Annotated in this window: 22 protein-coding genes; 11 read left to right on the top strand and 11 right to left on the bottom strand. The window is 74.5% G+C overall.

Going from position 1 to position 23348, the window contains the following annotated elements; translation table 11 throughout:
• Positions 1-9: 9 nt before the first annotated feature.
• The 3 genes from ACFXAM_RS24025 (at position 10) to ACFXAM_RS24015 (ending at position 4507) form a co-directional block, all read left to right on the top strand.
• A complete protein-coding gene (locus ACFXAM_RS24025) occupies positions 10-2181 on the top strand; it encodes a hypothetical protein (RefSeq protein WP_380294290.1) in 2172 nt (723 codons plus the stop codon).
• Positions 2182-2344: 163 nt separating this feature from the next.
• Positions 2345-2893, top strand: coding sequence for an RBBP9/YdeN family alpha/beta hydrolase (locus ACFXAM_RS24020; protein WP_380294289.1), 549 nt, complete (start codon positions 2345-2347; stop codon positions 2891-2893).
• A gap of 330 nt (positions 2894-3223) precedes the next feature.
• Positions 3224-4507 carry a glycerophosphodiester phosphodiesterase gene (locus ACFXAM_RS24015; RefSeq protein ID WP_380294288.1) on the top strand — a complete coding sequence of 428 codons (1284 nt, stop codon included), beginning with the start codon at positions 3224-3226 and terminating at the stop codon, positions 4505-4507.
• A gap of 82 nt (positions 4508-4589) precedes the next feature.
• Here the strand turns inward: ACFXAM_RS24015 and ACFXAM_RS24010 are convergent, their stop codons facing one another.
• Both ACFXAM_RS24010 and ACFXAM_RS24005 read right to left on the bottom strand, forming a co-directional pair.
• On the bottom strand, positions 4590-6977 hold the full coding sequence (locus ACFXAM_RS24010) for a transglycosylase domain-containing protein (RefSeq protein ID WP_380294287.1): 2388 nt from the start codon (positions 6975-6977) through the stop codon (positions 4590-4592).
• A gap of 210 nt (positions 6978-7187) precedes the next feature.
• A complete protein-coding gene (locus tag ACFXAM_RS24005) occupies positions 7188-8264 on the bottom strand; it encodes a hypothetical protein (RefSeq protein ID WP_380294286.1) in 1077 nt (358 codons plus the stop codon).
• Positions 8265-8373: 109 nt separating this feature from the next.
• On the opposite strand from ACFXAM_RS24005, the gene ACFXAM_RS24000 reads away from it, so the two are divergent.
• Both ACFXAM_RS24000 and ACFXAM_RS23995 read left to right on the top strand, forming a co-directional pair.
• On the top strand, positions 8374-9429 hold the full coding sequence (locus ACFXAM_RS24000) for an SPFH domain-containing protein (RefSeq protein WP_380294285.1): 1056 nt from the start codon (positions 8374-8376) through the stop codon (positions 9427-9429).
• Positions 9426-10340, top strand: coding sequence for a hypothetical protein (locus ACFXAM_RS23995; protein WP_380294284.1), 915 nt, complete (start codon positions 9426-9428; stop codon positions 10338-10340). The genes ACFXAM_RS24000 and ACFXAM_RS23995 overlap by 4 nt, the downstream gene beginning before the upstream one ends.
• A gap of 50 nt (positions 10341-10390) precedes the next feature.
• Here the strand turns inward: ACFXAM_RS23995 and ACFXAM_RS23990 are convergent, their stop codons facing one another.
• The 3 genes from ACFXAM_RS23990 to map form a co-directional block, all read right to left on the bottom strand.
• On the bottom strand, positions 10391-11233 hold the full coding sequence (locus tag ACFXAM_RS23990) for a universal stress protein (protein WP_380294283.1): 843 nt from the start codon (positions 11231-11233) through the stop codon (positions 10391-10393).
• Positions 11226-12182 carry a universal stress protein gene (locus tag ACFXAM_RS23985; RefSeq protein WP_380294282.1) on the bottom strand — a complete coding sequence of 319 codons (957 nt, stop codon included), beginning with the start codon at positions 12180-12182 and terminating at the stop codon, positions 11226-11228. The genes ACFXAM_RS23990 and ACFXAM_RS23985 overlap by 8 nt, the downstream gene beginning before the upstream one ends.
• Before the next feature lie 164 nt (positions 12183-12346).
• Entirely contained in the window at positions 12347-13114 is a 768-nt protein-coding gene (gene map, locus ACFXAM_RS23980; RefSeq protein ID WP_380294281.1) for a type I methionyl aminopeptidase, read from the bottom strand.
• 113 nt (positions 13115-13227) lie between these two features.
• On the opposite strand from map, the gene ACFXAM_RS23975 reads away from it, so the two are divergent.
• The gene (locus tag ACFXAM_RS23975) at positions 13228-13497 is read left to right on the top strand and encodes a helix-turn-helix domain-containing protein (RefSeq protein ID WP_380294280.1); all 270 of its coding nucleotides are present in this window, start codon (positions 13228-13230) and stop codon (positions 13495-13497) included.
• A gap of 48 nt (positions 13498-13545) precedes the next feature.
• On the opposite strand, the gene ACFXAM_RS23970 is transcribed toward ACFXAM_RS23975, so the two are convergent.
• From ACFXAM_RS23970 to ACFXAM_RS23950, 5 genes are all read right to left on the bottom strand, one after another.
• Positions 13546-14316, bottom strand: a complete 771-nt coding sequence (locus ACFXAM_RS23970; protein WP_380294279.1) for an SDR family NAD(P)-dependent oxidoreductase — start codon at positions 14314-14316, stop codon at positions 13546-13548.
• Between the two features lie 91 nt (positions 14317-14407).
• Positions 14408-14998 (bottom strand): TetR/AcrR family transcriptional regulator, encoded by a 591-nt coding sequence (locus tag ACFXAM_RS23965; protein WP_380294278.1) that lies wholly within the window; start codon positions 14996-14998, stop codon positions 14408-14410.
• Positions 14999-15065: 67 nt separating this feature from the next.
• Positions 15066-15362 (bottom strand): MTH1187 family thiamine-binding protein, encoded by a 297-nt coding sequence (locus ACFXAM_RS23960; RefSeq protein WP_380294277.1) that lies wholly within the window; start codon positions 15360-15362, stop codon positions 15066-15068.
• Between the two features lie 90 nt (positions 15363-15452).
• Positions 15453-16967, bottom strand: coding sequence for a SulP family inorganic anion transporter (locus ACFXAM_RS23955; RefSeq protein ID WP_380294299.1), 1515 nt, complete (start codon positions 16965-16967; stop codon positions 15453-15455).
• A gap of 83 nt (positions 16968-17050) precedes the next feature.
• Positions 17051-17212, bottom strand: coding sequence for a hypothetical protein (locus tag ACFXAM_RS23950; protein ID WP_380294276.1), 162 nt, complete (start codon positions 17210-17212; stop codon positions 17051-17053).
• A 541-nt stretch (positions 17213-17753) separates the two neighbouring features.
• Between ACFXAM_RS23950 and ACFXAM_RS23945 the strand changes: the two genes are divergently transcribed.
• Complete coding sequence (locus ACFXAM_RS23945; protein ID WP_380294275.1) at positions 17754-18272, top strand: pyridoxamine 5'-phosphate oxidase family protein; 519 nt, start codon at positions 17754-17756, stop codon at positions 18270-18272.
• Positions 18273-18370: 98 nt separating this feature from the next.
• Positions 18371-18859 (top strand): glutathione peroxidase, encoded by a 489-nt coding sequence (locus tag ACFXAM_RS23940; RefSeq protein WP_380294274.1) that lies wholly within the window; start codon positions 18371-18373, stop codon positions 18857-18859.
• Positions 18860-18910: 51 nt separating this feature from the next.
• Here ACFXAM_RS23940 and ACFXAM_RS23935 read toward each other — a convergent pair whose 3' ends face one another.
• Positions 18911-19831, bottom strand: a complete 921-nt coding sequence (locus ACFXAM_RS23935) for a LysR family transcriptional regulator (protein WP_380294273.1) — start codon at positions 19829-19831, stop codon at positions 18911-18913.
• Positions 19832-19927: 96 nt separating this feature from the next.
• On the opposite strand from ACFXAM_RS23935, the gene ACFXAM_RS23930 reads away from it, so the two are divergent.
• From ACFXAM_RS23930 to ACFXAM_RS23920, 3 genes are read left to right on the top strand one after another with little or no spacing between them, the layout of a single operon-like run.
• The gene (locus ACFXAM_RS23930) at positions 19928-20632 is read left to right on the top strand and encodes a succinate dehydrogenase cytochrome b subunit (protein ID WP_380294272.1); all 705 of its coding nucleotides are present in this window, start codon (positions 19928-19930) and stop codon (positions 20630-20632) included.
• Positions 20629-22575 carry a fumarate reductase/succinate dehydrogenase flavoprotein subunit gene (locus ACFXAM_RS23925; protein WP_380294270.1) on the top strand — a complete coding sequence of 649 codons (1947 nt, stop codon included), beginning with the start codon at positions 20629-20631 and terminating at the stop codon, positions 22573-22575. The genes ACFXAM_RS23930 and ACFXAM_RS23925 overlap by 4 nt, the downstream gene beginning before the upstream one ends.
• Positions 22572-23309 (top strand): succinate dehydrogenase/fumarate reductase iron-sulfur subunit, encoded by a 738-nt coding sequence (locus ACFXAM_RS23920; RefSeq protein WP_380294269.1) that lies wholly within the window; start codon positions 22572-22574, stop codon positions 23307-23309. The genes ACFXAM_RS23925 and ACFXAM_RS23920 overlap by 4 nt, the downstream gene beginning before the upstream one ends.
• The last annotated feature ends 39 nt before the right edge of the window (positions 23310-23348 follow it).

The raw sequence follows: 23348 nt of genomic DNA, 5'->3' as shown, positions 1-23348 counted from the left end.
CATGCCGGAATGTCCCAGCGTCTCGAATCCCTGGTCGTCCGACACACCTTCCGCCTGCCCGCCCCCGACGGTCCGGCCGGGAACGGCGAGGCCGCGGCGCGGCAGTTCGACACCGCGCTGATGTCCGTGGGCTTCAAGCTCTCGGCCGGGTCGCTGGAGCGGCTGTCGGGGCTGAGCGCGCAGGCCGTCCACGACACGGCCCTCCGCACCCTGCCCACCGTGCGCGAGCTGTCCGGCGACCACGTCCGGCACAACGCCTACTTCGTGGACTTCCCGGCCGACGTGCCGGACACCGTCGACTTCTGGGCGCGCTGCATCGGCGAGGCGCTCGCCGACGATGACACCCGCGAGCACACCCTCGCCCAGCTCGACGCCGGTGTGGTCGACCTGCTGACGCTGCCCCGCTACGGCCGCTACCAGCACACCTACGCCGAGTTGCTCGCCGCCCACGACGAGCTGATCGCCGCCGCCGGCGACCGGCTGACCGTGCTGCACCCGGGCGGCCCGCTGGAGGACGAGCTCACCGCCCTGTACCTGGCGCTGGCGGGCAGTGCCACCCCGCTCGGCGAGGAGGCCCTGCGCGACCTCGGCGAGCTCGCCGGGCACTGCGCGCACGGGCCGCAGCCCGGGGCGATCCCGGTCCGGGAGAACCGCGCCGTCGTCAACCGGGCCCGCCTCGACGCCGGGGCGGACCTCCTGCTGGACACCGTCACCGACGTGCTGCGCCTGGCCTGCGCCCTGTCGGACGGTGACGTCACGCTCGCACGGCCGACCCGGTTCCGCCCCTTCTCCCGGCCGGTGCGCCGGGCGCTGATCGCCGGCCTGGACGCGGTGGTCGCCGCCGCCCCCGCCAAGCTCGGCGACGTCGGCGCGCACCGCGAGATGTTCAAGCGCCTCGGCGAGCGGCTGCACCCGCACGAGTACCCGGGCCGGCCGCACGCCGCCGAGGTGTTCGCGGTCGCCCGGGGCGAGCGGGAGGCCCGGTCCTTCGACAGCCGCATCGAGGAGGCGTTCGGCGCGGGGGACGTCTCGGCGGCGGTGCGGCTGCTGTCCGCCGCCCCGGGCAAGCTGTTCCGCGCGCTCGACCGCCTGCTGCGCGCCTGCGCCACCGAGGAGCAGCGCGGGACCGTGGTGGCCGCCGCCGAGGCGGCGGCCGGGCGGGTGTCCGGCCGCCTGCTGCTGTCGGTCCGCGAGCACCTCCAGAACCGGCGCGCCGACGGCGGCGGGCACCGGATCTTCGTCAACCGGACCGGCCGCGGCCGGGTCTTCGCCGACGTCCGGCCGCCGTTGCCGCCCGCCGAGCACGGGCGCCTGATCGCCGCGCTGGACGCCGAGGTGAGCCGGCGGCTGCCGGATCCGGGACACCTGCTGGTCGACCCGGCCGTCCTCGACGTCGCCCTGCCGCTCAGCGGCAACGCCACGTCCGCGGGCCTGGGCGTGCTGCCCCGCGGCTCGCTCAGCCCGGTCGACGGCGAGCTGCTGCGCTTCTTCATGTCCTGGAAGCAGCGCGAGCGGCGCACCGACCTCGATCTGTCGGCGCTGCTGCTGAACGAGTCCTACGAGACCGTCTCCTGGCTCTCCTACACCTCGCTCACCGCGATCGGCGGCGAGCACTCCGGGGACATCACCGACGCGCCCGAGGGCGCGTCGGAGTTCATCAACCTGCGGCTGGACACGGTGCGGGCCGCGTTCGTGGTCCCGCAGGTCGACGTCTACTCGGGCGAGGGCTTCGAGCAGGTCGAGGAGTCGTTCTTCGGCTTCATGCTGCGCGACGGCGAGCAGGCGGGGCGGCCCTTCGAGCCGCGCACCGTACGGATGAAGTCGGATCTGCGCGGCCCGGGGCGGGTGGCCCTGCCGCTGGCGTTCCTGCGCGGGGACGACGGCCGCTGGCACGCCAAGTGGCTGCACCTGTACCTCGTCGGCATGCCCGACGCCAACCGGGTGGAGGACAACCGGGTGTCGGTCGCGACGCTGCTGCGCGGGGTCGTCGAACGCGAGTACCTCACCGTCCGCCACCTCACCGACCTGATGCGGCAGCGGGCCGCGACCGTCACCCTGTGGGACGGCGCCGAGGTCCCCGCCGGGCCGGTGACCTACATCGGGCTGGAGCGGCCGGAGGGGCTGCACCCGGACTCCCGGGTCGTCACCCCCGAAAATCTGCGCGACCTGATTCCCGTCTGACTGGTAGCGTGAGCCGCGGCGAGGCCATGAAGGGGCTTCCTTCTCACTCCTATTGAATCCAGCCCCTTCGCTCTCCTCGCCCTCGACCCAACGCCGGGGCGCGGTTTCCGCGCCCCGGCGTCGTCGTGTCCGTGACTTCTTCTCCCCGGAGGGCCCCGCGCCGATGTCCGACCGCACTACCTTCCTCGTCCTGCCCGGCTACCAGAACTCCGGGCCGGCCCACTGGCAGAGCCGCTGGGAGGCCGCGGACCCGGCGGCGTTCGTCCGGGTGCGGCAGGACGACTGGGAGCACCCGGATCCGCACGCCTGGGTGGCCCGGGTGGACGAGGCGGTCGCCGCGGCGGCGGCCGAGGGCCCGGTGGTGCTGGTCGCGCACAGCCTCGCCTGCGTGACGGTGGCCCGCTGGGCGGCCGGGGCGCCGGCCCCGCGGACGGCGGCGGTGCGCGGCGCGCTGCTGGTGGCGCCCGCGGACGTCGATCACGCGGACGTCCCCGAGCTGCTGGGCTTCCGCCCGGTGGCGCTGTCCCCGCTGCCGTTCCCGGCCACCGTGGTCTCCAGCACCGACGACCCGTGGGTCACCCCGGAGCGCGCCCGGCGGTTCGCCGCCGCCTGGGGCGCGCGCTACGTCGAGCCCGGTGCCTTCGGGCACCTCAACTCCGACTCCGGGCTGGGCGACTGGCCGCTGGGGCGGGAGCTGCTCGCCGCGCTCTGAGCGGGCCGTACGGGCGGCGTCCGCCCCGTGGCGTCCCAGGTTCCGGGGATGGTCCGGCGGCCGGGCGCCGGAGCAGAATCGGTGGCGCTCCACCACCCCCGGGGGACCACCTCCCGACGCGCCGGCCCCGCCCGTCCCTGGCCGGGCCGGCCGGGAGCCCCGGGGCGGAGGCCGGCCGCGGTGCGTGACCGCGGCCGGCCTCCCCCGTGCTCCGGGGCGGCGGGTGCGGGAACTTCTCCCGCAGTTCGTCCGACGGCCACCCGGCCGGGCGCCGCTGCTCCTAGTCTGCGGGCGGCACTCACTCCGCGACGCCCTCAGCTAGGAGCATCCATGACGTACCGTCCGTCCGACGGCGGCACCCCCGCCGGGTCCGCCGACGCCGCCGCCTCCTCCCGTCGGTCCTTCCTGCGGGTCACCGGTGCGGCCGGGATCGGCGCGGCGGCCTTCGCGGCCGGTGCCGGCGAGGCCTTCGCCGCCCCCGGCGCGGACCAGCCGGGCGACGAGCAGTCCGGTGCCGCCGACGAGCGCGCCGCCGCCGGCCGCCCGGGCGGCACCCGCCCGCCGGTGCGCACCGGCACCGGCCTGGACCGGCTGCCGCATCCGCTGATCGTCGGCCACCGCGGAGCCCCCGGCTACCGCCCCGAGCACACCCTGGGCTCCTACGACCTGGCGCTGCAGCTGGGCGCGGACGTCATCGAGCCGGACCTCGTCCCCACCAAGGACGGCCACCTGGTGGTCCGTCACGAGAACAACATCGCGGAAACCACGGACGTCGCGGACCACAAGGAGTTCGCCGGCCGCCGCACGACGAAGACCATCGACGGCGCGGCTCAGACCGGCTGGTTCACCGAGGACTTCACCCTCGCCGAGCTGCGCACCCTGCGCGCCAAGGAGCGCCTGCCGCAGCAGCGCCAGCGCAACACCCTCTACGACGGCCGCTGGGCGGTCCCGACCTTCCGCGAGGTGGCCGACTTCGCCCGCAAGCGTGGCCGCGAGCTGGGCCGGGACGTGTGGGTCTACCCCGAGACCAAGCACCCGAGCTACTTCCGCTCGATCGGCCTGCCGCTGGAGGAGCGCCTCGCCGACGAGCTGCGCCGCACCGGCCTGGCCGGGCGCAACGGCCGGGCGATCCTGCAGTCCTTCGAGCCGAGCAGCCTGCAGCGGCTCGCCAAGCTGGTCGACAACCCGAAGATCTTCCTGCTCAGCGGCCCGACCAGCCAGCCGTACGACTTCGTGCTCGCCGGCGACAAGCGCACGGTGGCCGACCTGGTGAAGCCCGAGGGCCTGCGCTGGATCTCCTCCTTCGCCCACGGCATCGGCCCGACCACCACGCTGATCGCGCCCGTCGACGCGACCGGCAAGCTGCTGGCCCCGACCACCCTGGTGCAGGACGCGCACGCGGCCGGCCTGCTGCTGCACCCGTACACGGTGCGCAACGAGAACGCCTTCCTGCCGCTGGACTACCGCCGGGGCACCGACCCGAACGCGTACGGCGACGCGATCGGCTGGGCGACGTACCTGTACGAGCTCGGCGTGGACGGCTTCTTCACCGACCAGACGGACACCAGCGTGCTGGCCCGTCAGGACTTCTGGGCGGCCAAGGGCGTGCACTGACGCCCCCGGTCCGGCCACGACCGACCGCGCCCCGGGACGTCCGTCGACGTCCCGGGGCGCGGTGCTGTGCGGGCCCGGCGGTTCAGCCGTCCTGGTGCTGCTCCTCGGGCTGCGCCTGCTCGCCCTGCGGCGGCTGCTGCTGGTCCTGCTGCTGGTCCTGCCGGGGCTGCGGCTCCGGCTGGGTCGGCTGCGCGGGCCGCTGGGTCGGGCCGGGGTTGCGCGTCGGCCGGGCGGGCGCCGTCGGGCGTCCGGGCCAGGTCGTGGACGCCTCGCCCGGCGAGCCGCTGCCGGAGCCGCTGCCCGAACCGGGGCTCGCCGAGGGGTCGTGCTTCGGCGCCGGGTTGGGGATGTAGACGGTCTCGAACTCCTTCTCCGGCATGCCCCGCACGGCGTCGTTCATCGCCATCTGCCAGATCGGCCCGGGGCCGGTGGCGCCGAAGACCTCGTCGAACCACTTGCCGCCGATCCGGATGTTGCGCATCTTCACACCGCCGGCCGGGCCGCCCAGCCAGACCGAGGCGGCGAGGTTGCCGGTGTAGCCGCTGAACCAGGCGGACTTCTTCTCGTCCGAGGTACCGGTCTTGCCGGCGATCTGGCGGTCGTCGTTCAGGCCGAGGTCGCGCGCGGTGCCGCCCTTCTCGGTCACGCCGAGCAGCACGGTGTTGATGACGTCGGCGGTGCTCTCGGAGAAGACCCGCTCGCACTTGGCGGGGCTGACCGGGACCTCCTTGCCGTCCATCGTGGTGATGGCGCTGATCGCGACCGGGGTGCAGTAGGTGCCGCGGTTGGCGAAGGTCGCGTAGACGTTGGCCATCACCAGCGGGCTCACCTCCTGGGTGCCCAGGCCCAGGGCGGGCAGCTCCTCCAGCGGCTTGCCGCTCGCCTTGGTCAGCACGCCGAGCTTGTTGGCCATCTGCTTGACCGCGCAGAGGCCGATCTCCTGCTCCATCTGCACGAAGTAGGTGTTGACCGAGAGCGCCATCGCCTCCTTGAGCTCGTACGGGCCGACCTCGCCCGCCGACTCGTTGGGGATGGTGCCGCCCTTCTTGCCCTTCTCCAGGTTCTTCCAGGTGCCGTCGCAGGTGCTCATCGACGGCCAGTCCATCTTGTTCGGCGACGGGTAGGACTGGGTGGAGGTGAGCCCCGCCTCCAGGCCGGCGGCGGCCACGATCGGCTTGAAGTTGGAGCCGGGCTGGAAGCCGTTGCCGCCGCCCATCGCCGCGTCCACGTTGTAGTTGACGACGGTCTGGTTCTTGCCCGGGTCGATCCCGTAGGGGCGGGTCTGGGCCATCGCGAGGATCTTGCCGGTGCCCGGCTCCACCATGGTGATCGCCGCCGACACGTCGTCGGTGACCTTCACCTTCGTGGTCACCGCCTTGAGCGCGGCCGCCTGCTTCACCGGGTCGAGGGTGGTGTGGATGGACAGGCCGCCCATGTCCCAGAGCTTCTTGCGCTCGGCGGCGGTCTTGCCGAAGACCGGATCCTGCTTGATCACGTGGCGGACGTAGTCGCAGAAGAAGCCCATGCCCGCGTCGGCGGTGATGCAGCCGTTCTGCGGCGCCTGGTAGTGCAGCACCACCGGCCCGGACTTGGCCTCCTTGGCCTGCTCGGCGGTGAGGTGCTTGTTCTCCACCATCTTGTCGATCACGACGTCGCGGCGCTTGCGCGAGGCCTCGGGGTGGGCCTTGGGGTCGAACTGGGAGGGGTTCTGCACCAGTCCGGCCAGGGTGGCCGCCTCGGCGACGGTGAGGTCCTTGGCGTTCTTGCTGAAGTAGCGCTGGGCGGCCGCCTGGATCCCGTAGGCCTGCTGGCCGTAGTACGTGATGTTCAGGTAGTTGGTGAGGATCTGCTCCTTGGTCAGCTCCTCCTCCAGCTTGATCGCGTACTTGAGCTCCTGCACCTTGCGGCCCAGGGTCTTGCGCTGGGCCTCCCGGACCGCCGCGTGGTCGTCGCCCGCCTTCTCGACGTTGACGTTCTTCACGTACTGCTGCGTGAGGGTCGAGGCGCCCTGCATCGCGGCGCCGCTCTCCGCGTTCTTGGTGATGGCCCGCAGGACGCCCTTGAGGTCGACCGCGCCGTGCTCGTAGAAGCGCGCGTCCTCGATGTCCACCTGGGCCTGGCGTATCAGCGGGCCCATCTCCTCGCCGGTGATCACCCGGCGGTCGCGCTCGTAGACCTTGGCTATCTGCTGGCCCTTGGCGTCGTAGATCCAGCTGGCCTGGGTCAGCGGCGGGGTCTTCAGGTCGTCAGGGATGGTGTCGAACTCCTCCACGGTGCCCTTCATCCCAAGGCCGAGCGCACCGGCGGCCGGAAGGGCGATGCCGGCCAGCAGCACACCCGCCAGGGTGCTGTAACCGAGGAACTTCACGCCGTGGCCGAGCAGGCCGAGCGGGGTCTCGCGGCGCCGGGGGCGCGGCACCCAGGTGTCGAGGGGCTCCGGGGAGGGCGTGCGGCGGCTTCTCCGTGACATAGTCGGAACACTACGTCCACGAAAACCGCCTGTGGGGCCGGTGTTGGCCAACCTTTGTCACAAATCGGCGACAGATCGACTCCGTTGGGCGCGGCGGGACCGGCGGTGCGGTCCGGGGCCCGGTACGCCGGGGGTCGTTCGAGGACGTCCGGACGGGTGCCGCCGGGCCCGCGCGGCACCCTCCCCCGGCCCCTTCGGGCAGGACCGGTGTCAGCCGTCGCGCTTCTTGCGGCGCAGCCCGAGCACCGCACCCGCCACCGCGAGCAGGAAGACCACCCCGAGCGCGCGGTCCCCGGTGCCGGCCGAGGCGGACGGGGCGTCCCCCGAGGCGCCGGCCGACGGCTCGGCGGCCGCCCCGGAGGGCGACGGCGCGTTCCGGCCGGGGGTGGCGCCGGGGGCCGGGTCCGGCAGGGGCGGGACCGTGTCGGGGAGCTGGTCGTCGTCCAGCGGCGAGCGCCAGACCGGGCTGTCCTTGCCCTCGCTGCCGTACAGCAGCGACCGGCCGTCGGCGCTGAAGGTGACCGACTCGCCCTGGCGCTGGAAGGGCGTGGAGAGCGGCTCGCCGCCGCTCGGCGCGCCGTCCTTCCAGCGGTAGAGGGTGGCCGAGAAGTAGCCGCGCAGCACCAGCCGGGTGCCGTCCGGCGAGAAGGCGCCGTCGGTGGTCCACGGCGCGTCCGCGATCCGGCGGAAGGTGTTGACGCCGTTCGGGGAGAGCTGTTCGGGGCCCTGGTAGAGGCCGCCGCCGCCCTGCTTCTTGCTCGCGATGTAGGCGCGGCCGGTCACCGGGTGGACCATCAGCGCCTCGGCGTCGCGCGGGCCGTCCTCGTAGCGGACCTTGTAGCGGGTGACCTGCACGCTCTGGTCGCGGAGTTCGGCGGGCTCGGCGAAGGCGTAGATCCAGACCTCGGGCCACTTGCCGCCGAGGTTGTCACCGATGTCGCCGACGTAGAGCCGGCCGTCCGGGCCGAGCGAGACCGCCTCGACGTCGCGCGGCTCGATGCCGCGCAGGGTGACGGTGGCGACGGTGCGGCCCTGGGAGTCGACGGCGTAGAGGTAGGGGCCGTCGTCGCTGTCGTTGTGCGTCCAGTACACGCCGGGGTGGCGCCGGCTGGCGGCGAGACCGCTGGACTCGGTGATCCGCGGGTCGCCGATGGTGAACGCCTGCCCGCCGCCGTCCGCCGCCCGGGCGGGCGGGGCGGTGAGCACGGCGGTGCCGGCGGCCGCGGCGGTCGTGCAGACCGCGGCCAGCAGCGCGGCGGGGAGCCTGGTCGTTCGCGTCCTCAGCACCGGTCGATACTCCCACGACGCCCGGGGCGGCACCGGGCGACCCTTTTTCGTCATCTTGACGAGAACAAGCCCCACCCAATATCGTCATCCCGACGATAAGGAGCTGTCCATGGCCGACATCACCAAGCGCTTCGGGCTGCGCCACCTGCGCGCGCTGCCCACCGCCCACATCCGCCACGTCCGGCGCGGCCGGCTCGCCCACGACGGCACCGGCCTCGCGTTCTGGTTCCGCCCGCTCACCGCCGTGCTCTCCGAGGTCCCGGTCGACGACCGCGAGCTGGCCATGCTCTTCCACGCCCGCACCGCGGACTTCCAGGACGTCACCGTCCAGGGCACCCTCACCTACCGGATCACCGACCCGGCCACCGCCGCCGCCCGCGTCGACTTCGGCATCGACCCCGACACCGGCGCCTGGCGCTCCGCCCCGCTCGACCAGCTCGCCACCCTGCTCACCGAGACCGCCCAGCAGCACGCGCTCGGCCTGCTCGCCCGCACCCCGCTCGCCACCGCGCTGGCCGACGGCATCAGCACCGTCCGCGAGCGGATGGCCGCCGGGCTCGCCGCCGAACCCCGGCTGGCCGAGACCGGACTCGCCGTCATCGCCGTGCGGGTGGTCGCACTGCGGCCCGAACCCGAGGTGGAGCGCGCGCTGCGCACCCCGGCCCGCGAGCTGGTCCAGCAGGAGGCCGACCGGGCCACCTTCGAGCGGCGGGCCGTCGCCGTCGAGCACGAGCGCGGCATCGCCGAGAACGAGCTCGCCAACCGGATCGAACTCGCCCGGCGGCAGGAACAGCTGATCACCCGGCAGGGTGCCAACACCCGGCTCCAGGCCGAGGACGAGGCGGCCGCCGACCGGATCCGCACCGACGCCGAGGCGCAGCGCCGCACCCGGCTGGCCGGCGCCGAGGCCGACGCGGCCCGTGCCCTCGGCGAGGCCAGGGCCGCCGCCGAGGCGGCCTGGCTGGGCGCCCACCAGCAGGCCGACCCGGCCGTGCTGCGGGCGCTCGCGCTGATGCGCCTGGCCGAGCACCTGCCGCGGATCGACAGCGTCACGCTCACGCCGGACGTGCTCACCGGTCTGCTCGCCAGGCTCGGCGCGACGGGCACGGGCACGGGTGTGGGCACGGGCACGGGTGCGGGCACGGACGGCGGGTCCGCGCGATGACGCTCGCGCCCCGGGCGGTCCTGGTCCACCGCCGCACCGAGTACCAGGAGCTGATCGACCACCACGGCACGCCCGGACAGGCCGCGTACTTCCTGAGCAGCCGCGGCCGGTCGGTCGAGGAGATCGAACTGCGCCACCGGCGCCAGGAGCTCGCGCTGGCCGAGGCGGCCGGCGCGGTGCCGCTCGACTGGCGGCGCACCCGGGTCGAGCGCGCCGACCTGCCGCGGTTCCTCTTCGAACCGGAGGACGTGGTGGTCGTGGTCGGCCAGGACGGCCTGGTCGCCAATGTCGCCAAGTACCTGGACGGCCAGCCGGTGATCGGCGTCGACACCGAGCCCGGCCGCAACCCGGGCGTGCTGGTGCGCCACCGCGCGGACGCCCTGGCGCGGCTGCTGCCGGCCGCCGTCGGCCCGGGCGGCGAGCGGCGCTGCGAGGAGCGGACCATGGTCGAGGCGGTCGCCGACGACACCCAGCGGCTGCTGGCGCTCAACGAGGTGTACGTCGGCCGGTCCGGGCACCAGACGGCCCGCTACCGGCTGGCCGTCGAGGAGCGGGCCGGCGCGGCCGACGAGGGCGAGCCGCAGGCCTCGTCCGGCGTCCTGGTCGGCACCGGGACGGGCGGCACCGGCTGGTGCCGCTCCGTCTGGCTGGAGCGCGGCGGCCCGCTCGACCTGCCCGGGCCGTCCGCCGCGTCCCTCGCCTGGTTCGTCCGCGAGGCCTGGCCCTCCCCCGCCACCGGCACCGGCCGGGTGCACGGCCTGCTCGACGGCGGGCGGCGGCTGGTGCTGACGGTCGAGTCGGACCGGCTGGTGGCCTTCGGCGACGGGATCGAGGACGACGCGCTGGACCTGGCCCGGGGGCAGACCGTGCGGGTGGGCGTGGCCGCCGCCCGGCTGCGGCTGATGGGGTGAACCCCGGGCCCGGTCCGCCCCCGGCCCCGGGGCCGCTCCCCGGCGCGGGGTCAGGCCTCCGCCGTGCGCTCCTCCGGGTGCCGGACCACGACGACCGGGCAGTGCGCGTGCTGGATCATCGCCTGGCTGGTGGAGCCCAACAGCAGGCCCGCGAAGCCGCCCCGGCCGCGGGCGCCGACCACCAGCAGCTGCGCCTGCCGGCTCGCCTCGATCAGCGCCGGGCGGGTGTGCGCCTCGACCACCTCCGAGCGCAGCTCGACGTCCGGGTACTTCTCCCGCCAGCCGGCCAGTGCCTCGGCGAGCACCCGCTCCTCCTGGTCCGGCCAGCTGGTGCTGGGGTGCGCGATGTGCAGGGCGGTCAGCGGGGCACGGCGTGCGGAGGCCTCGGCGAAGGCGAAGCCCAGCGCCTCGGCACCCACCCCGCTCCCGTCCACCGCCGCCAGCACCGGGCCCTGCGGGTCCGGCCGGCCCCGGACGATCAGCACCGGGCAGTCGGCGTGCGCGGCCAGGTGCACCGCCACCGAGCCGATCAGCAGGGCGCCGAAGCGGCCGAGCCCCCGGCTGCCGACCACCACCAGCGCGGCCTCCCGCGACCAGCGGGCCAGCACGGTCAGCGGCTCCCCGGTGACCAGCTCGGTCGCGATCTCCAGCCGCGGGTCCAGCGCCTCGGCGCGGGCCCGGGCGTCCGCGAGGACGGACTCCGCCTGGTTCCGCAGCCCGCCCTCCGGCGGGCCCTCCTGCGCCGGCCCGAGCGGGACGTGCATCAGCGGCCAGATGAACGCGTGGACGATCCGCAGCCGGCTGCCGCGCAGCCGCGCCTCACGGACCGCGACGTCCACGGCGGCCAGGCTCGTCTCCGAGCCGTCGACACCCACCAGCACCTGGTCACGCATCGCCGGCCTCCTGCTGCTGGTCCTGCTCCTGCTTCTCGGCCCGCTCGTAGGGGACGACGGCGATCGGGCAGGGCACGTGGTGCAGAACGGCGTGGGCGACGGCGCCGAGGTGCGCGCCCAGCGGCGTCCGGCGCACCCGCCGGCCGATCACCACCAGCTCCGCGCGCGACGCCCGGTCGGCGAGCAGCTTGGCCGGGCGGGCGTTGACGGCCTCCTCGACCACCTCGACCTGCGGGTACTTGCGCCGCCACGGCTGGACCACCCGGGCCAGCTCGCCCTTCGCGTAGACGAGCATCTCGCCGGTCACGTCGACGCTGGCCGCGATGCCCGCGTACTGGTACGTCGCCGGGAGCGTCCAGGAGTAGACCGCGCGCAGCGGCAGTCCGCGCCGCTGCGCCGTCTCGAAGGCGTGGGCGAGCACCGCGTCGGCCCCCTCGAACGGGTCGACGCCGGCCACCACCTCCCGTGCGGTCGCCGTCTCCTCCCCCGCCGTCCCCTCCCCCTCGGTCCCGCCGCGGCGCACCAGCACCACCGGGCAGTCGGTGCGGGCCAGCACCCGCTGGCTCACCGAGCCGACCAGGAACCCGGCCACCGCGCCGAACCCGCGCGAGCCCAGCACCAGCAGCTCGGCCGGCGCCCCGTCGGGCTCCTGCGCCCCGCTCACCTCGTCGACCAGCGCGTGCACCGGCTCGGTCGGCACCTGCACGGACGCGATCGCCAGTTCCGGCCACCGCTCGCGCACCCGCAGCTCGGCGTCACGCAACGTGACGTCCGCCTGGCGGCGCGCCAGGTCCACCGTGCCGAGCACCGACAGCGGTGTCACCACCGTCGGCCAGGCGAGCACCACCTTCAGCGGCAGCTGCCGCTGCGCCGCCTCCTCCGCCGCCCAGTCCAGCGCGGCAAGGCTCTCGGGCGAACCATCGACACCGACGACGACGGACCTTGGCATGACGACCTCCGGCAGTTTCGAACGGAGCGGCGAGGTGGGGGCCCGGCCGCACCACCACCCTTCCCGTCGCCTCCCAGTCCACCCAGAGTCCAAAGTCCCCGCCACCCGACCGAGGGTCCCGCCCGGCGCCGTTCGCCCGAAAGGGGGTCAAGCCGGCCCCGCGGTCACGGGAGGGTGAGGATGCGGGGTCCGTCCTCGGTGATGGCGACGGTGTGCTCGACGTGGGCGGCGCGGCTGCCGTCGGTGGTGCGCAGGGTCCAGCCGTCGGGGTCGGTGGTGTGGGTGTCGGTGCCGCCGGCGATGAGCATGGGTTCGACGGCCAGGACCAGGCCGGGCTTCAGGGGGTAGCCCCGGCCGGGACGGCCCTCGTTGGGCAGGTGCGGGTCCTCGTGCATCCGGCGGCCGATGCCGTGGCCGCCGTAGCCCTCCAGCAGTCCGTAGCGCGCGGTGCGGGCGACGGTGCCGACCGCGTGGGCGATGTCCCCGGTGCGGTGGCCGGCCACCGCCGCCGCGATGCCCGCCTCCAGGGCGCGGCGGGTGGTGTCGATCAGGCGGAGGTCCTCGGGGCGGGGCGTGCCGACGGTGAAGCTGACGGCGGCGTCGCCGGCCCAGCCGTCCAGCACGGCGCCGCAGTCGATGCTGACCAGGTCGCCGTCGCGCAGCCGGTAGCCGTCGGGGATGCCGTGCACCACGGCGTCGTTGACGGAGGCGCAGATGACGGCCGGGAAGGGCACCGGGGCGAAGGCCGGGCGGTAGCCGAGGAACGGGGAGGTGGCTCCCGCGTCGCGCAGCACCGCCCGGGCCGTCTCGTCCAGTTCCAGCAGGCTCACCCCGACGCCGGCCGCCCGTTCCACCGCGGCCAGCGCCGTGGCGACCACCCGCCCGGCCTCGCGCATCGCGGCGAGCGCCGCCTCCGACTTGAGCTCCACCACGGGGTCCTCCGACCGGCTCGATCCAATTCTTATACCGGTATTTGTATCACGGTTCGGAGGGTATGCCGGGGCACGCCGGGTCGCCCCGGCCGCCGTGGCCTACCATCGGGGGCATGGTGAGGACTCCGCTGACTCCCGGGGAACGCGAGCGCGGCGAGCGCTTCGGCGCACTGCTGCGCGAGGCGCGGGGCGAGCGCAGCATGGTGGAGGTGGCGGCGGCGGCCGGGGTGTCGGCCGAGACGCTGCGCAAGATCGAGACCGGACGGGCCCCGACGCCCGCGTTCTTCACCGTCGCGGCGCTGGCGTACGCGCTCGGGCTCTCGCTGGACGAGCTGGCCGCCGCCTGCGCGGCCCCGGCCGAGGACGAGGCGCTGTCGGCCTGAGCGGCGGCCGGCCCGGGCGGCGGCCGAGGCGGCGGCCCGGGCGGCGGCTCAGGCGGTGACGCCGCCGTCGAGGACGAGGTCGGCGCCGACGGTGAAGGCCGACTCCTCGGAGGCGAGGTGGAGGACGGCGGCGGCGACCTCCTCGACGGCACCGGCGCGCCCGGCCGGAACGCTGCCCTTCATCCGGTCCGCCTTGTCGGCGGCGCTCTCGCCGGGCCGGGAGGACATCGTGGTGTCGATCGGGCCGGGGCTGACCAGGTTGATCCGCACGCCCTCGCCGATGTGGTCGCGGGCGGCGGCCCGGGTCAGGGTGGCCACGGCGGCCTTGGAGACGGCGTAGGCGCCGATGTTCTCGACCCGCAGATGGGTGCCGAGGTTCGAGGAGATGTTGACGATCGCCCCGCCGCCGTTGGCGCGCAGCTGGGCGATCTGGTGCTTCATCGCGTACCAGGTGCCGGTGAGGTTGATGTCGATCAGCCGCTGCCACTCCTCGTCGGCGACGTCCGCGATCGGGCCGACGCCGCCGAAGACACCGGCGTTGTTGACCGCGACGTCCAGGGCGCCGAAGTGCTCGACGGTCTCCCGGACCAGCCGGGCGGCGTCGGCGGCGTCGGACACCGAGCCGGTCAGGGCGACGGCGGTGCCGCCCTCGCGTTCGACCAGGGCGACGGTCTCGGCGAGGGCGCTCGCGGTGCGGCCGGCGACGGCGACGCGGGCGCCCTCGCGGGCGAAGGCGAGGGCGACGGCGCGGCCGATGCCACTGCCGCCACCGGTGACCAGGACGGACTTGCCGGTGAAGCGGGTGGTGCTGCGGGTCATCTGAGTGCTCCTCGATCGAGGGTCTATATTGACCGTTCGGTTCAGAATAGAGACAGCAAAAAACACCGGGACGGGCATCCCCGACGGCGGGTCAGTCCAGCAGCGCGAGGGCCTGCTCGGCGGCGTCCCCCAGCCGGGCCGAGCCGTCACCGGCCTTGCCGATCACCCGCATGCCCTGGAACAGCACCAGCAGCATCCGGGCGATCGCCTGCGGGTCGCGCCCCTCGGGCAGTTCGCCCTGGGCCCGCGCCCGCACCAGCGCCGCGGTCAGGACGGTCTCCAGGTGGAGCAGGCTGGCCTCCACCCGGCGGGCGGCGTCCTGGTCGTGCGGGGCGAGTTCCACCGCGGTGTTGGTGACGAAGCAGCCGCGGCGCGGGCCGCCCTCGCCGTCCGCGGCGGACTCGCCGGCGAACCGGCGGACCAGGGCGCGGACGGCCGGGAGGACCGGGCCGGGCTGCGACAGCTCGGCCAGCAGCGCGGGTTGCTGCTGCCGGCCGTAGCGCTCCAGTGCGCGCAGGTACAGCTCGCGCTTGCTGCCGAAGGTGGCGTAGATGCTGGCGCGGGCGATGCCCAGGTGGTCGACCAGGTCGGCCATCGACGTGGCCTCGTAGCCGCACCGCCAGAACAGCTCCAGGGCCGACTGGAGTGCGGCCTCGGGGTCGAATTCCTTGGTGCGCGCCATGCCTGAAAGGTAGTCGATTCCAGATCGGTCGGTCAAGAAAGGGTCGGGGCGCGGGGCGCGCGACGGTTCAGCCCCCGGCGAGGTGGCGTTCCACCGAGGCGACCTTGGCGGTGAGACCGTCGGTGACCCCGGCCCGGTCGTCGATCTTGATGACGGTGCTGACCCGGCCGCTGTAGGCCTTCACCGCCTCGATCGCCTCCCGGATCACCGGCATCACCTCGTCCCACTCCCCCTCGACGCTGGTGAACATGGCGTCCGTGCGGTTGGGCAGCCCGCTCGCGCGGACCACCCTGACGGCGGCGGCGACCGCCTCCCCGACGTCCTCGCCGACCCCGAGCGGGGTGACCGAAAAAGCTGCGATCACGGCTGCGTCTCCTCCCAGTACGGCCCGACGGCGGCCCGGCCGGCCACCGGTCTCCGGGCCACCAGGCTAGGGTGTTTCTCCTGGACGGGTTCAGACGACGGTCGGCAGCGGCGGGTCGACCGCCAGCGGGGCGGAGCTGCGGGCGCGGTGCTGCGCCGCCCAGGCGGCGAGGGCGACCGTGCAGGCGTGGTCGAGATGGCGCAGCCCGGACCAGTCGAGCTCGACCGGTCGGTCCGCCGGGAGGCGTTCGAGGGTGTCCAGCAGCCGGGGCAGCCGCAGGAAGGTGGCATTGCCGCTCAGCCGCACCCGCAGCGGGCGCTGCCCGGCCCCGGGCAGCGGCGCCGGCTCCTCCACGGCGATCTGCAGGTGGGAGGTCTGCCAGGCGGACTTGACGACGGCGAGGCCGATGCCGATCAGCACCCCCTCGAACAGATCGGTGACGATGACCGAGACGGTGGTGACGACGAGCACCGCCGCCTCGCCGCGGTGGTCGCGGCAGAGCGCGGCGGCCCTGCGCACGGGGATCAGCTTGGCGCCCGCGTGGACCAGGACGGCGGCCAGCGCGGTCAGCGGGACGAGACCGAGCACACCCGGCAGCAGGGCGGTGAACAGCAGCAGCCAGCCGCCGTGCAGCACCCGGGAGGCCTTGCTGCGGGCACCGGCCTGGACGTTGGTCGCGCTGCGCACGATCACGGCCGTCATCGGCAGCGCGCCGAGCAGTCCGCAGAGGGCGTTGCCGACGCCCTGGGCGGTGAGCTCGCGGTCGTAGTGGGTGCGCGGGCCGTGGTGCATCCGGTCGACGGCGGCGGCACTGAAGAGGGTCTCGGCGGAGGCGATCAGGGTGAAGGCCAGGACGGTGCCGACGCCGGCCGTGGTGGCCAGGGCGCCGAGCGCGGCGCGGTCGGGCAGCTGGACGACGTCGAGCAGGCCGGCCACCTCGACCCGGGCCACCGGCAGGTCGGCGACGGCGGTGACGGCGGCGGCCAGGCCGACGGCGCCGAGCGGGCCGGGCAGGGCGCGGGCGAGACGCGGCGGCAGGTACTTCCAGGCCACCAGCACGAGCAGGGTGGCCGTGCCGAGCGCCACCGCCGCGGGCGTGGCGGCCCCGGTGACGGCGTCGCGCAGCAGCACGGGCAGGCCGGCGATCTTCTCCGGCCCCGTCCCGGGGGCACGGCGGTCGGCGAGCGCGTACAGCTGGCCGAGCAGCAGCGTCAGGCCGATGCCGGCCAGCATGCCGTGCACCACGGAGGCCGACATCGCGCGGAACCATCGGCCCAACCGCAGGGCTCCCATGGCGAGTTGGAGCAGTCCGGTGAGCAGGACGAGGACACCGAGGGCGCCCGCGCCGTACTCCTGGACGGCCTCGTGGACGAGGACGGTCAGACCGGCGGCCGGGCCGCTGACCTGGAGGCTGCTGCCGGGCAGCGCGCCGACCAGCAGGCCGCCGACGATGCCGGTGACCAGGCCGAGTTCGGCGGGCACCCCGGAGGCGACGGCGACGCCGACGCAGAGCGGGAGCGCGACCAGGAAGACCACCAGCGAGGCGGGCAGGTCGTGGCGCCAGGGCACGGCGCGCAGGACGGCGGCCGGGGAGGCGTGGCGCAGCGTGCGGCGGGGGCGGGCGCGACCGGGCGGGGCGCTGTGGCGCGGCGCGGCGGGCGGGCGCTTGCGCGGGCGGGGCAGGCCGTTCACCGGCGCACCGCCGGGGAGTCGGCGCGGGCGGCGCAGACGCGGACGGCGGGCAGGGGGACGGCGGGCAGGGGGACGATGCGCACGGGGTGGGGAGCGGCGGACGCGGTGGCGGGAGCGGAAGCGGCGGGGCAGGCGGGCAGGGCACGGCGTCGAGGCATCGGGAGGTTCCTTCCGCGCACCCGGCGCGGCGGCGCGCCGCGGGCGGCGCATCGCTGCGGGTGCGTTGCTGCGGGGTGCGTTGCTGCTGGTGACTGCGGTGCTGCGATGGCGGCTGGGACGCGCGGGACGGGCCGGCCGGCGCGGCGGGCGTGCTGCCCGGAACCCGGCGGCCGGAGCTCCCCCGCTCCCCCGACGGTCCCGAACCCCCTTGCCGTGACCCGGTGTTGAACATGGCAACCATGACGGGTCCGGCGTGCCACCGACGGTACCCAGCACCCCGGAGCCGGCCAACCTCGCACACCGACCCTTCACGCGAGCAGCACAAGGAGGGCGCTTCCGGGCCGGAATCCCGGCCTCCTGCGGGTACGCACGTTCGCCCGTCGAGCAGCCGGTCGACCCGCGCCCGCCCGCCGCCCCGCGCCCGCCCCGACACCTCCGGGCGTTCCGGCCGCAGGCGGTACGGGTACGTACCAAGAACCGCCCGCGCGCGACGGCCGTGCGCGGGCCTTCCCACCCGGGAGGCCCACCGTGTCCTTCGCGATGACCCGTTCCCAGTGCGAACGCTTCCTGGCCGCCGTGCACGTCGGCGTCCTGTCCGTCGCCGGCGCGGAGGCCGGCCAGGCCCCGCTGACCGTGCCGATCTGGTACTCCTACCGCCCCGGCGGACTGATCACCGTACTGACCGGGCGGGAATCCGCCAAGGCGCGCCGGATCCGGGCGGCCGGCCGGTTCACGCTCTGCGCCCAGCAGGAGGAGCCGCCCTGCCGGTACGTGAGCGTGGTGGGACCGGTGGTCGCGATCGAGGACCACGTCGACCCGGACGAGCGCGCCGCACTGGCCCACCGCTATCTGCCGCCCGCCACGGCCGCCGCCTACCTGGTGGCCACCGCCGAGCAGCTGACGGCGGACATCACCGTCCGGATGCGGCCCGAGCGGTGGTTGAGCGCCGACTTCTCCGTCGTCACCGAGCAGATAGCCGCCCTGGAACGGTCGACGCCGCGGCGCCCGGACCCCGGGCCCGGCCGCGGACCGGAACACCCGGCGTCCGGGCGCGGTTGAGCAGGTGGGCGGGCCGGACGGGATACCGTACCCGCGCGGGTCCGCCCGCCGGACCGCACCACCGACGACGACGACCTCCTCCGAAGGGGTACCCCACCGTGAGCCTGTACGACATCCCGCTGCGCACGCTGTCCGGCGAGGCCGCCTCGCTGGCCGACTACAAGGGGAAGGCGCTGCTGATCGTCAACGTCGCCTCCCGGTGCGGCCTGACCCCGCAGTACGCCGGCCTGGAGCGGCTCCAGGAGCGCTACGCGAGCCGCGGCTTCACCGTGCTGGGCTTCCCCTCCAACCAGTTCGCCGGGCAGGAGCCGGGCAGCGCGGAGGAGATCCAGACCTTCTGCTCCACCACCTACGGCGTGACCTTCCCGCTGTTCGAGAAGACCGACGTGAACGGCGAGGACCGCCACCCGCTGTACGCGCGGCTGACCGGGACGGCCGACGCCGAGGGCCAGGCCGGGGACGTGGCCTGGAACTTCGAGAAGTTCGTCATCGGCCCCGACGGCACCGTGACCGCCCGGATCCGGCCGCGCACCGAGCCGGAGGCGGACGAGGTGATCGCCGCGATCGAGGCCGTGCTGCCCAGCTGACCGCACGCCCGCCGGGGCCCGCGGCGCAGCACGCGCCCCGGGCCCCTTCGCCTAGAGCAACAGCTCGGTCCCCGGCGGGAGTTCGCCGTCCCGTGCGGCATCGTGCAGATGGGCCAGCAGGGTCGCCCGCAGCGCCTCGGCGGCCCGGGTGGGCGGTACCTCGTGGCCGTGCGCGACGGCGATGGTGCGGCCCAGGCCCCGGCCGGCGAACGGGGTCACCGCCAGGCCCGAGCGGTGCGCGACCATGCCCGGCAGCACGGCCGGCCCGAGCCCGGCCCGGACGAAGCCGAGCACGGCGTCCATCTCCCCGCCCTCGACGGCGAACTCCGGCTCGAAGCCGGCCTCCCGGCAGGCCGCGAGGGTGGCCTCGCGCACGTCGTAGCCCTCCCGGAACATCACCAGCGGCCATCCGCGCAGCTCGGCCACCCGCACCGTGCGCCGGGCCCGGCGCTCCGCCGAGACCAGCACCAGGTCCTCGTGCAGCAGCTCGGTGACGGCCAGCGCCGGCTCCTCCTCTCCGCGCGGCGGGGTGATGATCAGCGCGAGGTCCAGCTCCCCCGCCACCAGGGAGCGCACCAGGTCCCGCGAGCCGCCCTCGCGCACCATCAGCGCCACGCCCGGGTAGCGGTCCCGGAACGCCCGCAGCACGTCCGGCACCAGGCTGGTGCACAGGCTCGGCGGCGCACCGAGCCGTACCCGGCCGCGGCGCAGCTGCACGGTCTCCTGGACGGCCAGGCGGGCGCTCTCGGTGTCGGCGAGGATGCGCCGGGCGAGCGGCAGCAGGGCGTCCCCGGCGTCGGTCAGCGCGATGTTGCCGCGGGTGCGGTGGAACAGCTCGGCGCCCAACTCCCGCTCCAGCGCCCGGATCTGTTGCGAGAGTGACGGCTGGGCGACATGGGCCGCCTCCGCCGCGCGGGTGAAGTGGCGGGTCTCGGCGACGGCCACGAAGTAGCGGAGTTGCTGGAGCTGCACCCTGCCAGGATAGGCCGCACCGATAGGAAGCGCCTATGGTGACCAGCCGCATCATGTCTTGGACGCACCGTAGCCCGCCTCCTTACCGTTGTCGCCATGACAACCGCGACTCGGACGGCCCGGCACCCGTCCACCCTGGGGACCCTGTGGCGGTCGACCGTCGGCAAGAAGGCGGTCATGGCCGTCAGCGGACTGGTCATGCTGCTGTACCTGGTCGCCCACATGCTGGGCAACCTCAAGGTCTTCTTCGGGCCGGACGACATCAACGGCTACGCGGCCTGGCTGCGCACCCTCGGGCAGCCGTTCCTCGGGCACGAGTGGTTCCTGTGGATCGCCCGGGCGGGCCTGCTGGCCGCCGTCGTGCTGCACGGGGTCGCCGCGTACCAGCTGAGCCGGCGCGACCTCGCCGCCCGGCCGAGCAAGTACGCCCACCAGCGGCGGCGGGCGAGCTACGCGACCCGGACGATGCGCTGGGGCGGGGTGATCCTGGCGCTGTTCATCGTCTGGCACATCCTGGACCTCACCACGCTGACCGTGAACCCCAACGCCGAGCACGGCCGGGTGTACCAGAACATCGTGGCGTCCTTCGGGAACTGGTACTCCTGCGTGATCTACATCGTCGCGATGCTCGCCGTCGGCCTGCACATCCGGCACGGCTTCTGGAGCGCGGCGCAGACCCTCGGCGCCAACAACGCCCGCCGTGACCGCGCGCTGAAGCTCACCGCCAACGGCCTGGCGCTGCTGCTGACCGCGGGCTTCCTGTCCGTCCCCGTGGCCGTGATGACCGGAGTGGTGAGTTGAGCGAGTACCCGGACTACACCGTCGGCGACCCGATCGCCGACACCCGCGCCCCCGAGGGGCCGATCGAGCAGCGCTGGGACCAGCGGCGCTTCGAGGCCAAGCTGGTCAACCCGGCGAACCGGCGCAAGCACACGGTCATTGTGGTCGGCACCGGCCTGGCGGGCGGCGCGGCCGGCGCCACGCTGGCCGAGCAGGGGTACCACGTCGTCCAGTTCTGCTTCCAGGACTCCCCCCGGCGGGCCCACTCGATCGCCGCCCAGGGCGGCATCAACGCCGCCAAGAACTACCGCAACGACGGCGACTCGGTCCGGCGGCTGTTCTACGACACGGTCAAGGGCGGCGACTTCCGCGCCCGCGAGTCCAACGTCCACCGCCTGGCCCAGGTGTCGGTGGAGATCATCGACCAGTGCGTGGCGCAGGGCGTGCCGTTCGCCCGTGAGTACGGCGGTCTGCTGGACACCCGCTCGTTCGGCGGGGTGCAGGTCTCCCGGACGTTCTACGCCCGCGGCCAGACCGGCCAGCAGCTGCTGCTCGGCGCCTACCAGGCGCTGTCGCGGCAGATCGCCGCCGGGAACGTGGAGATGCACGCCCGCACCGAGATGCTGGACCTGCTGGTGGTCGACGGCCGGGCGCGCGGCATCGTCGCCCGGGACCTGGTCACCGGCGAGATCACCAGCCACACCGCCGACGCCGTGGTGCTGGCCTCCGGCGGCTACGGCAACGTCTTCTACCTCTCCACCAACGCCAAGAACTCCAACGCCACCGCGATCTGGCGGGCGCACCGGCGCGGCGCGTACTTCGCCAACCCGTGCTTCACCCAGATCCACCCGACGTGCATCCCGCGCTCCGGCGACCACCAGTCCAAGCTCACCCTGATGAGCGAGTCGCTGCGCAACGACGGCCGGATCTGGGTGCCCAGGGCCAAGGGCGACACCCGGCCGGCGGCCGAGATCCCCGAGGAGGAGCGGGACTACTACCTGGAGCGGATCTACCCGGCCTTCGGCAACCTGGTGCCGCGCGACATCGCCTCCCGGGCCGCCAAGAACGTCTGCGACGAGGGCCGCGGCGTCGGCCCCGGCGGGCAGGGCGTCTACCTGGACTTCGCCGACGCCATCCGCCGGCTGGGGCGGGACGCGGTGGAGGCCAAGTACGGCAACCTGTTCGAGATGTACGAGCGGATCACCGCCGAGGACCCGTACCGGGTGCCGATGCGGATCTTCCCGGCGATCCACTACACGATGGGCGGGCTCTGGGTCGACTACGACCTGCAGACCACGATCCCGGGCCTGTTCGCGATCGGCGAGGCCAACTTCTCCGACCACGGCGCCAACCGGCTCGGCGCCAGCGCGCTCATGCAGGGCCTGGCCGACGGCTACTTCGTGCTGCCGCCGGTGCTCAACGACTACCTGGCCCGCGAGAAGCTGCCCGCCGTCCCGGCCGGCCACGAGGAGATCGCCGCGGCGGAGGCCGAGGTCGCCGACCGGCTCAACCTCATCCTCGCCGTGGACGGCGACCGCACGCCCGACTCCTTCCACCGCGAGCTGGGCGAGCTGCTCTGGGACGAGTGCGGCATGGCCCGCGACGAGGCCGGGCTGCGCCGCGCGCTGGAGCGGATCCCGAAGCTGCGGGACGAGTTCTGGCGCCGGATCAAGGTGCCCGGCACCGGCCAGGAGCTCAACCAGTCGCTGGAGAAGGCCAACCGGCTCGTCGACTACTTCGAGCTGGCCGAGCTGATGTGCCTGGACGCGCTGCACCGCGCCGAGTCCTGCGGCGGCCACTTCCGCACCGAGAGCCAGACGGCCGACGGCGAGGCCGCCCGGCGCGACGAGGAGTTCTCCTACGCCGCCGCCTGGGAGTTCACCGCCACCGGGCAGGCACCGGTGCTGCACCGCGAGCACCTCGACTTCGAGTACGTCCACCCCACCCAGCGGAGCTACGCGTGAACCTCACCCTTCGGATCTGGCGCCAGGCGGGCCCCGACACGCCCGGCTCGATGACCACCTACCAGGTCAGCGGGATCAGCCCGGACATGTCCTTCCTGGAGATGCTGGACACCCTCAACGAGGAGCTGATCACCCGGGGCGACACCCCCGTCGCCTTCGACCACGACTGCCGCGAGGGCATCTGCGGCGCCTGCGGCATGGTCATCAACGGCCAGGCGCACGGCCCCGAGCGGACCACCACCTGCCAGCTGCACATGCGGCACTTCCGGGACGGCGACACCATCGACGTCGAGCCGTGGCGGGCGGCGGCCTTCCCGGTGGTCAAGGACCTGGTGGTGGACCGCTCCGCCTTCGACCGGATCATCGGCGCGGGCGGCTACATCACCGCCCCGACCGGCAGCGCCCCCGAGGCGCACGCCACGCCCGTCCCCAAGGAGGCCGCCGACACCGCGTTCGAGCACGCCGAGTGCATCGGCTGCGGGGCGTGCGTGGCGGCCTGCCCGAACGGGTCGGCGATGCTCTTCACCTCCGCCAAGGTGGTCCACCTCAACGTGCTGCCGCAGGGCGCGCCGGAGCGGAGGTCCCGGGTGCGCGACATGGTGGCCACGATGGACGCCGAGGGCTTCGGCGGCTGCACCAACACCGGCGAGTGCGCGACGGCCTGCCCCAAGGGCATCCCGCTGCCGAGCATCGCCGCGATGAACCGCGAGTTCCTGCGCAGCTCGCTGGGCTGACGCCGCGGCGACGGCGCCCCTCCCCGGTCGGGGAGGGGC

This window comes from Kitasatospora sp. NPDC059462, from assembly GCF_042749955.1.
Taxonomy (GTDB): domain Bacteria; phylum Actinomycetota; class Actinomycetes; order Streptomycetales; family Streptomycetaceae; genus Kitasatospora.
The sequence above is the reverse complement of the archived record's forward strand: the minus strand, read 5'-3'. Positions and strand labels throughout refer to the sequence as shown.

What these genes read in the sequence shown, in the direction of transcription:
- ACFXAM_RS23965 (WP_380294278.1), bottom strand. Translation starts at nt 14,998, where the DNA reads ATGGCGCGCACCAAGGAATTCGACCCCGAGGCCGCACTCCAGTCGGCC.
- ACFXAM_RS24020 (WP_380294289.1), top strand. Translation starts at nt 2,345, where the DNA reads ATGTCCGACCGCACTACCTTCCTCGTCCTGCCCGGCTACCAGAACTCC.
- ACFXAM_RS23945 (WP_380294275.1), top strand. Translation starts at nt 17,754, where the DNA reads ATGACCCGTTCCCAGTGCGAACGCTTCCTGGCCGCCGTGCACGTCGGC.
- ACFXAM_RS24025 (WP_380294290.1), top strand. Translation starts at nt 10, where the DNA reads ATGTCCCAGCGTCTCGAATCCCTGGTCGTCCGACACACCTTCCGCCTG.
- ACFXAM_RS23930 (WP_380294272.1), top strand. Translation starts at nt 19,928, where the DNA reads ATGACAACCGCGACTCGGACGGCCCGGCACCCGTCCACCCTGGGGACC.
- ACFXAM_RS24015 (WP_380294288.1), top strand. Translation starts at nt 3,224, where the DNA reads ATGACGTACCGTCCGTCCGACGGCGGCACCCCCGCCGGGTCCGCCGAC.
- ACFXAM_RS23975 (WP_380294280.1), top strand. Translation starts at nt 13,228, where the DNA reads ATGGTGAGGACTCCGCTGACTCCCGGGGAACGCGAGCGCGGCGAGCGC.
- ACFXAM_RS23995 (WP_380294284.1), top strand. Translation starts at nt 9,426, where the DNA reads ATGACGCTCGCGCCCCGGGCGGTCCTGGTCCACCGCCGCACCGAGTAC.
- ACFXAM_RS24000 (WP_380294285.1), top strand. Translation starts at nt 8,374, where the DNA reads ATGGCCGACATCACCAAGCGCTTCGGGCTGCGCCACCTGCGCGCGCTG.
- ACFXAM_RS24010 (WP_380294287.1), bottom strand. Translation starts at nt 6,977, where the DNA reads ATGTCACGGAGAAGCCGCCGCACGCCCTCCCCGGAGCCCCTCGACACC.
- ACFXAM_RS23970 (WP_380294279.1), bottom strand. Translation starts at nt 14,316, where the DNA reads ATGACCCGCAGCACCACCCGCTTCACCGGCAAGTCCGTCCTGGTCACC.
- ACFXAM_RS23985 (WP_380294282.1), bottom strand. Translation starts at nt 12,182, where the DNA reads ATGCCAAGGTCCGTCGTCGTCGGTGTCGATGGTTCGCCCGAGAGCCTT.
- ACFXAM_RS23950 (WP_380294276.1), bottom strand. Translation starts at nt 17,212, where the DNA reads ATGCCTCGACGCCGTGCCCTGCCCGCCTGCCCCGCCGCTTCCGCTCCC.
- ACFXAM_RS23990 (WP_380294283.1), bottom strand. Translation starts at nt 11,233, where the DNA reads ATGCGTGACCAGGTGCTGGTGGGTGTCGACGGCTCGGAGACGAGCCTG.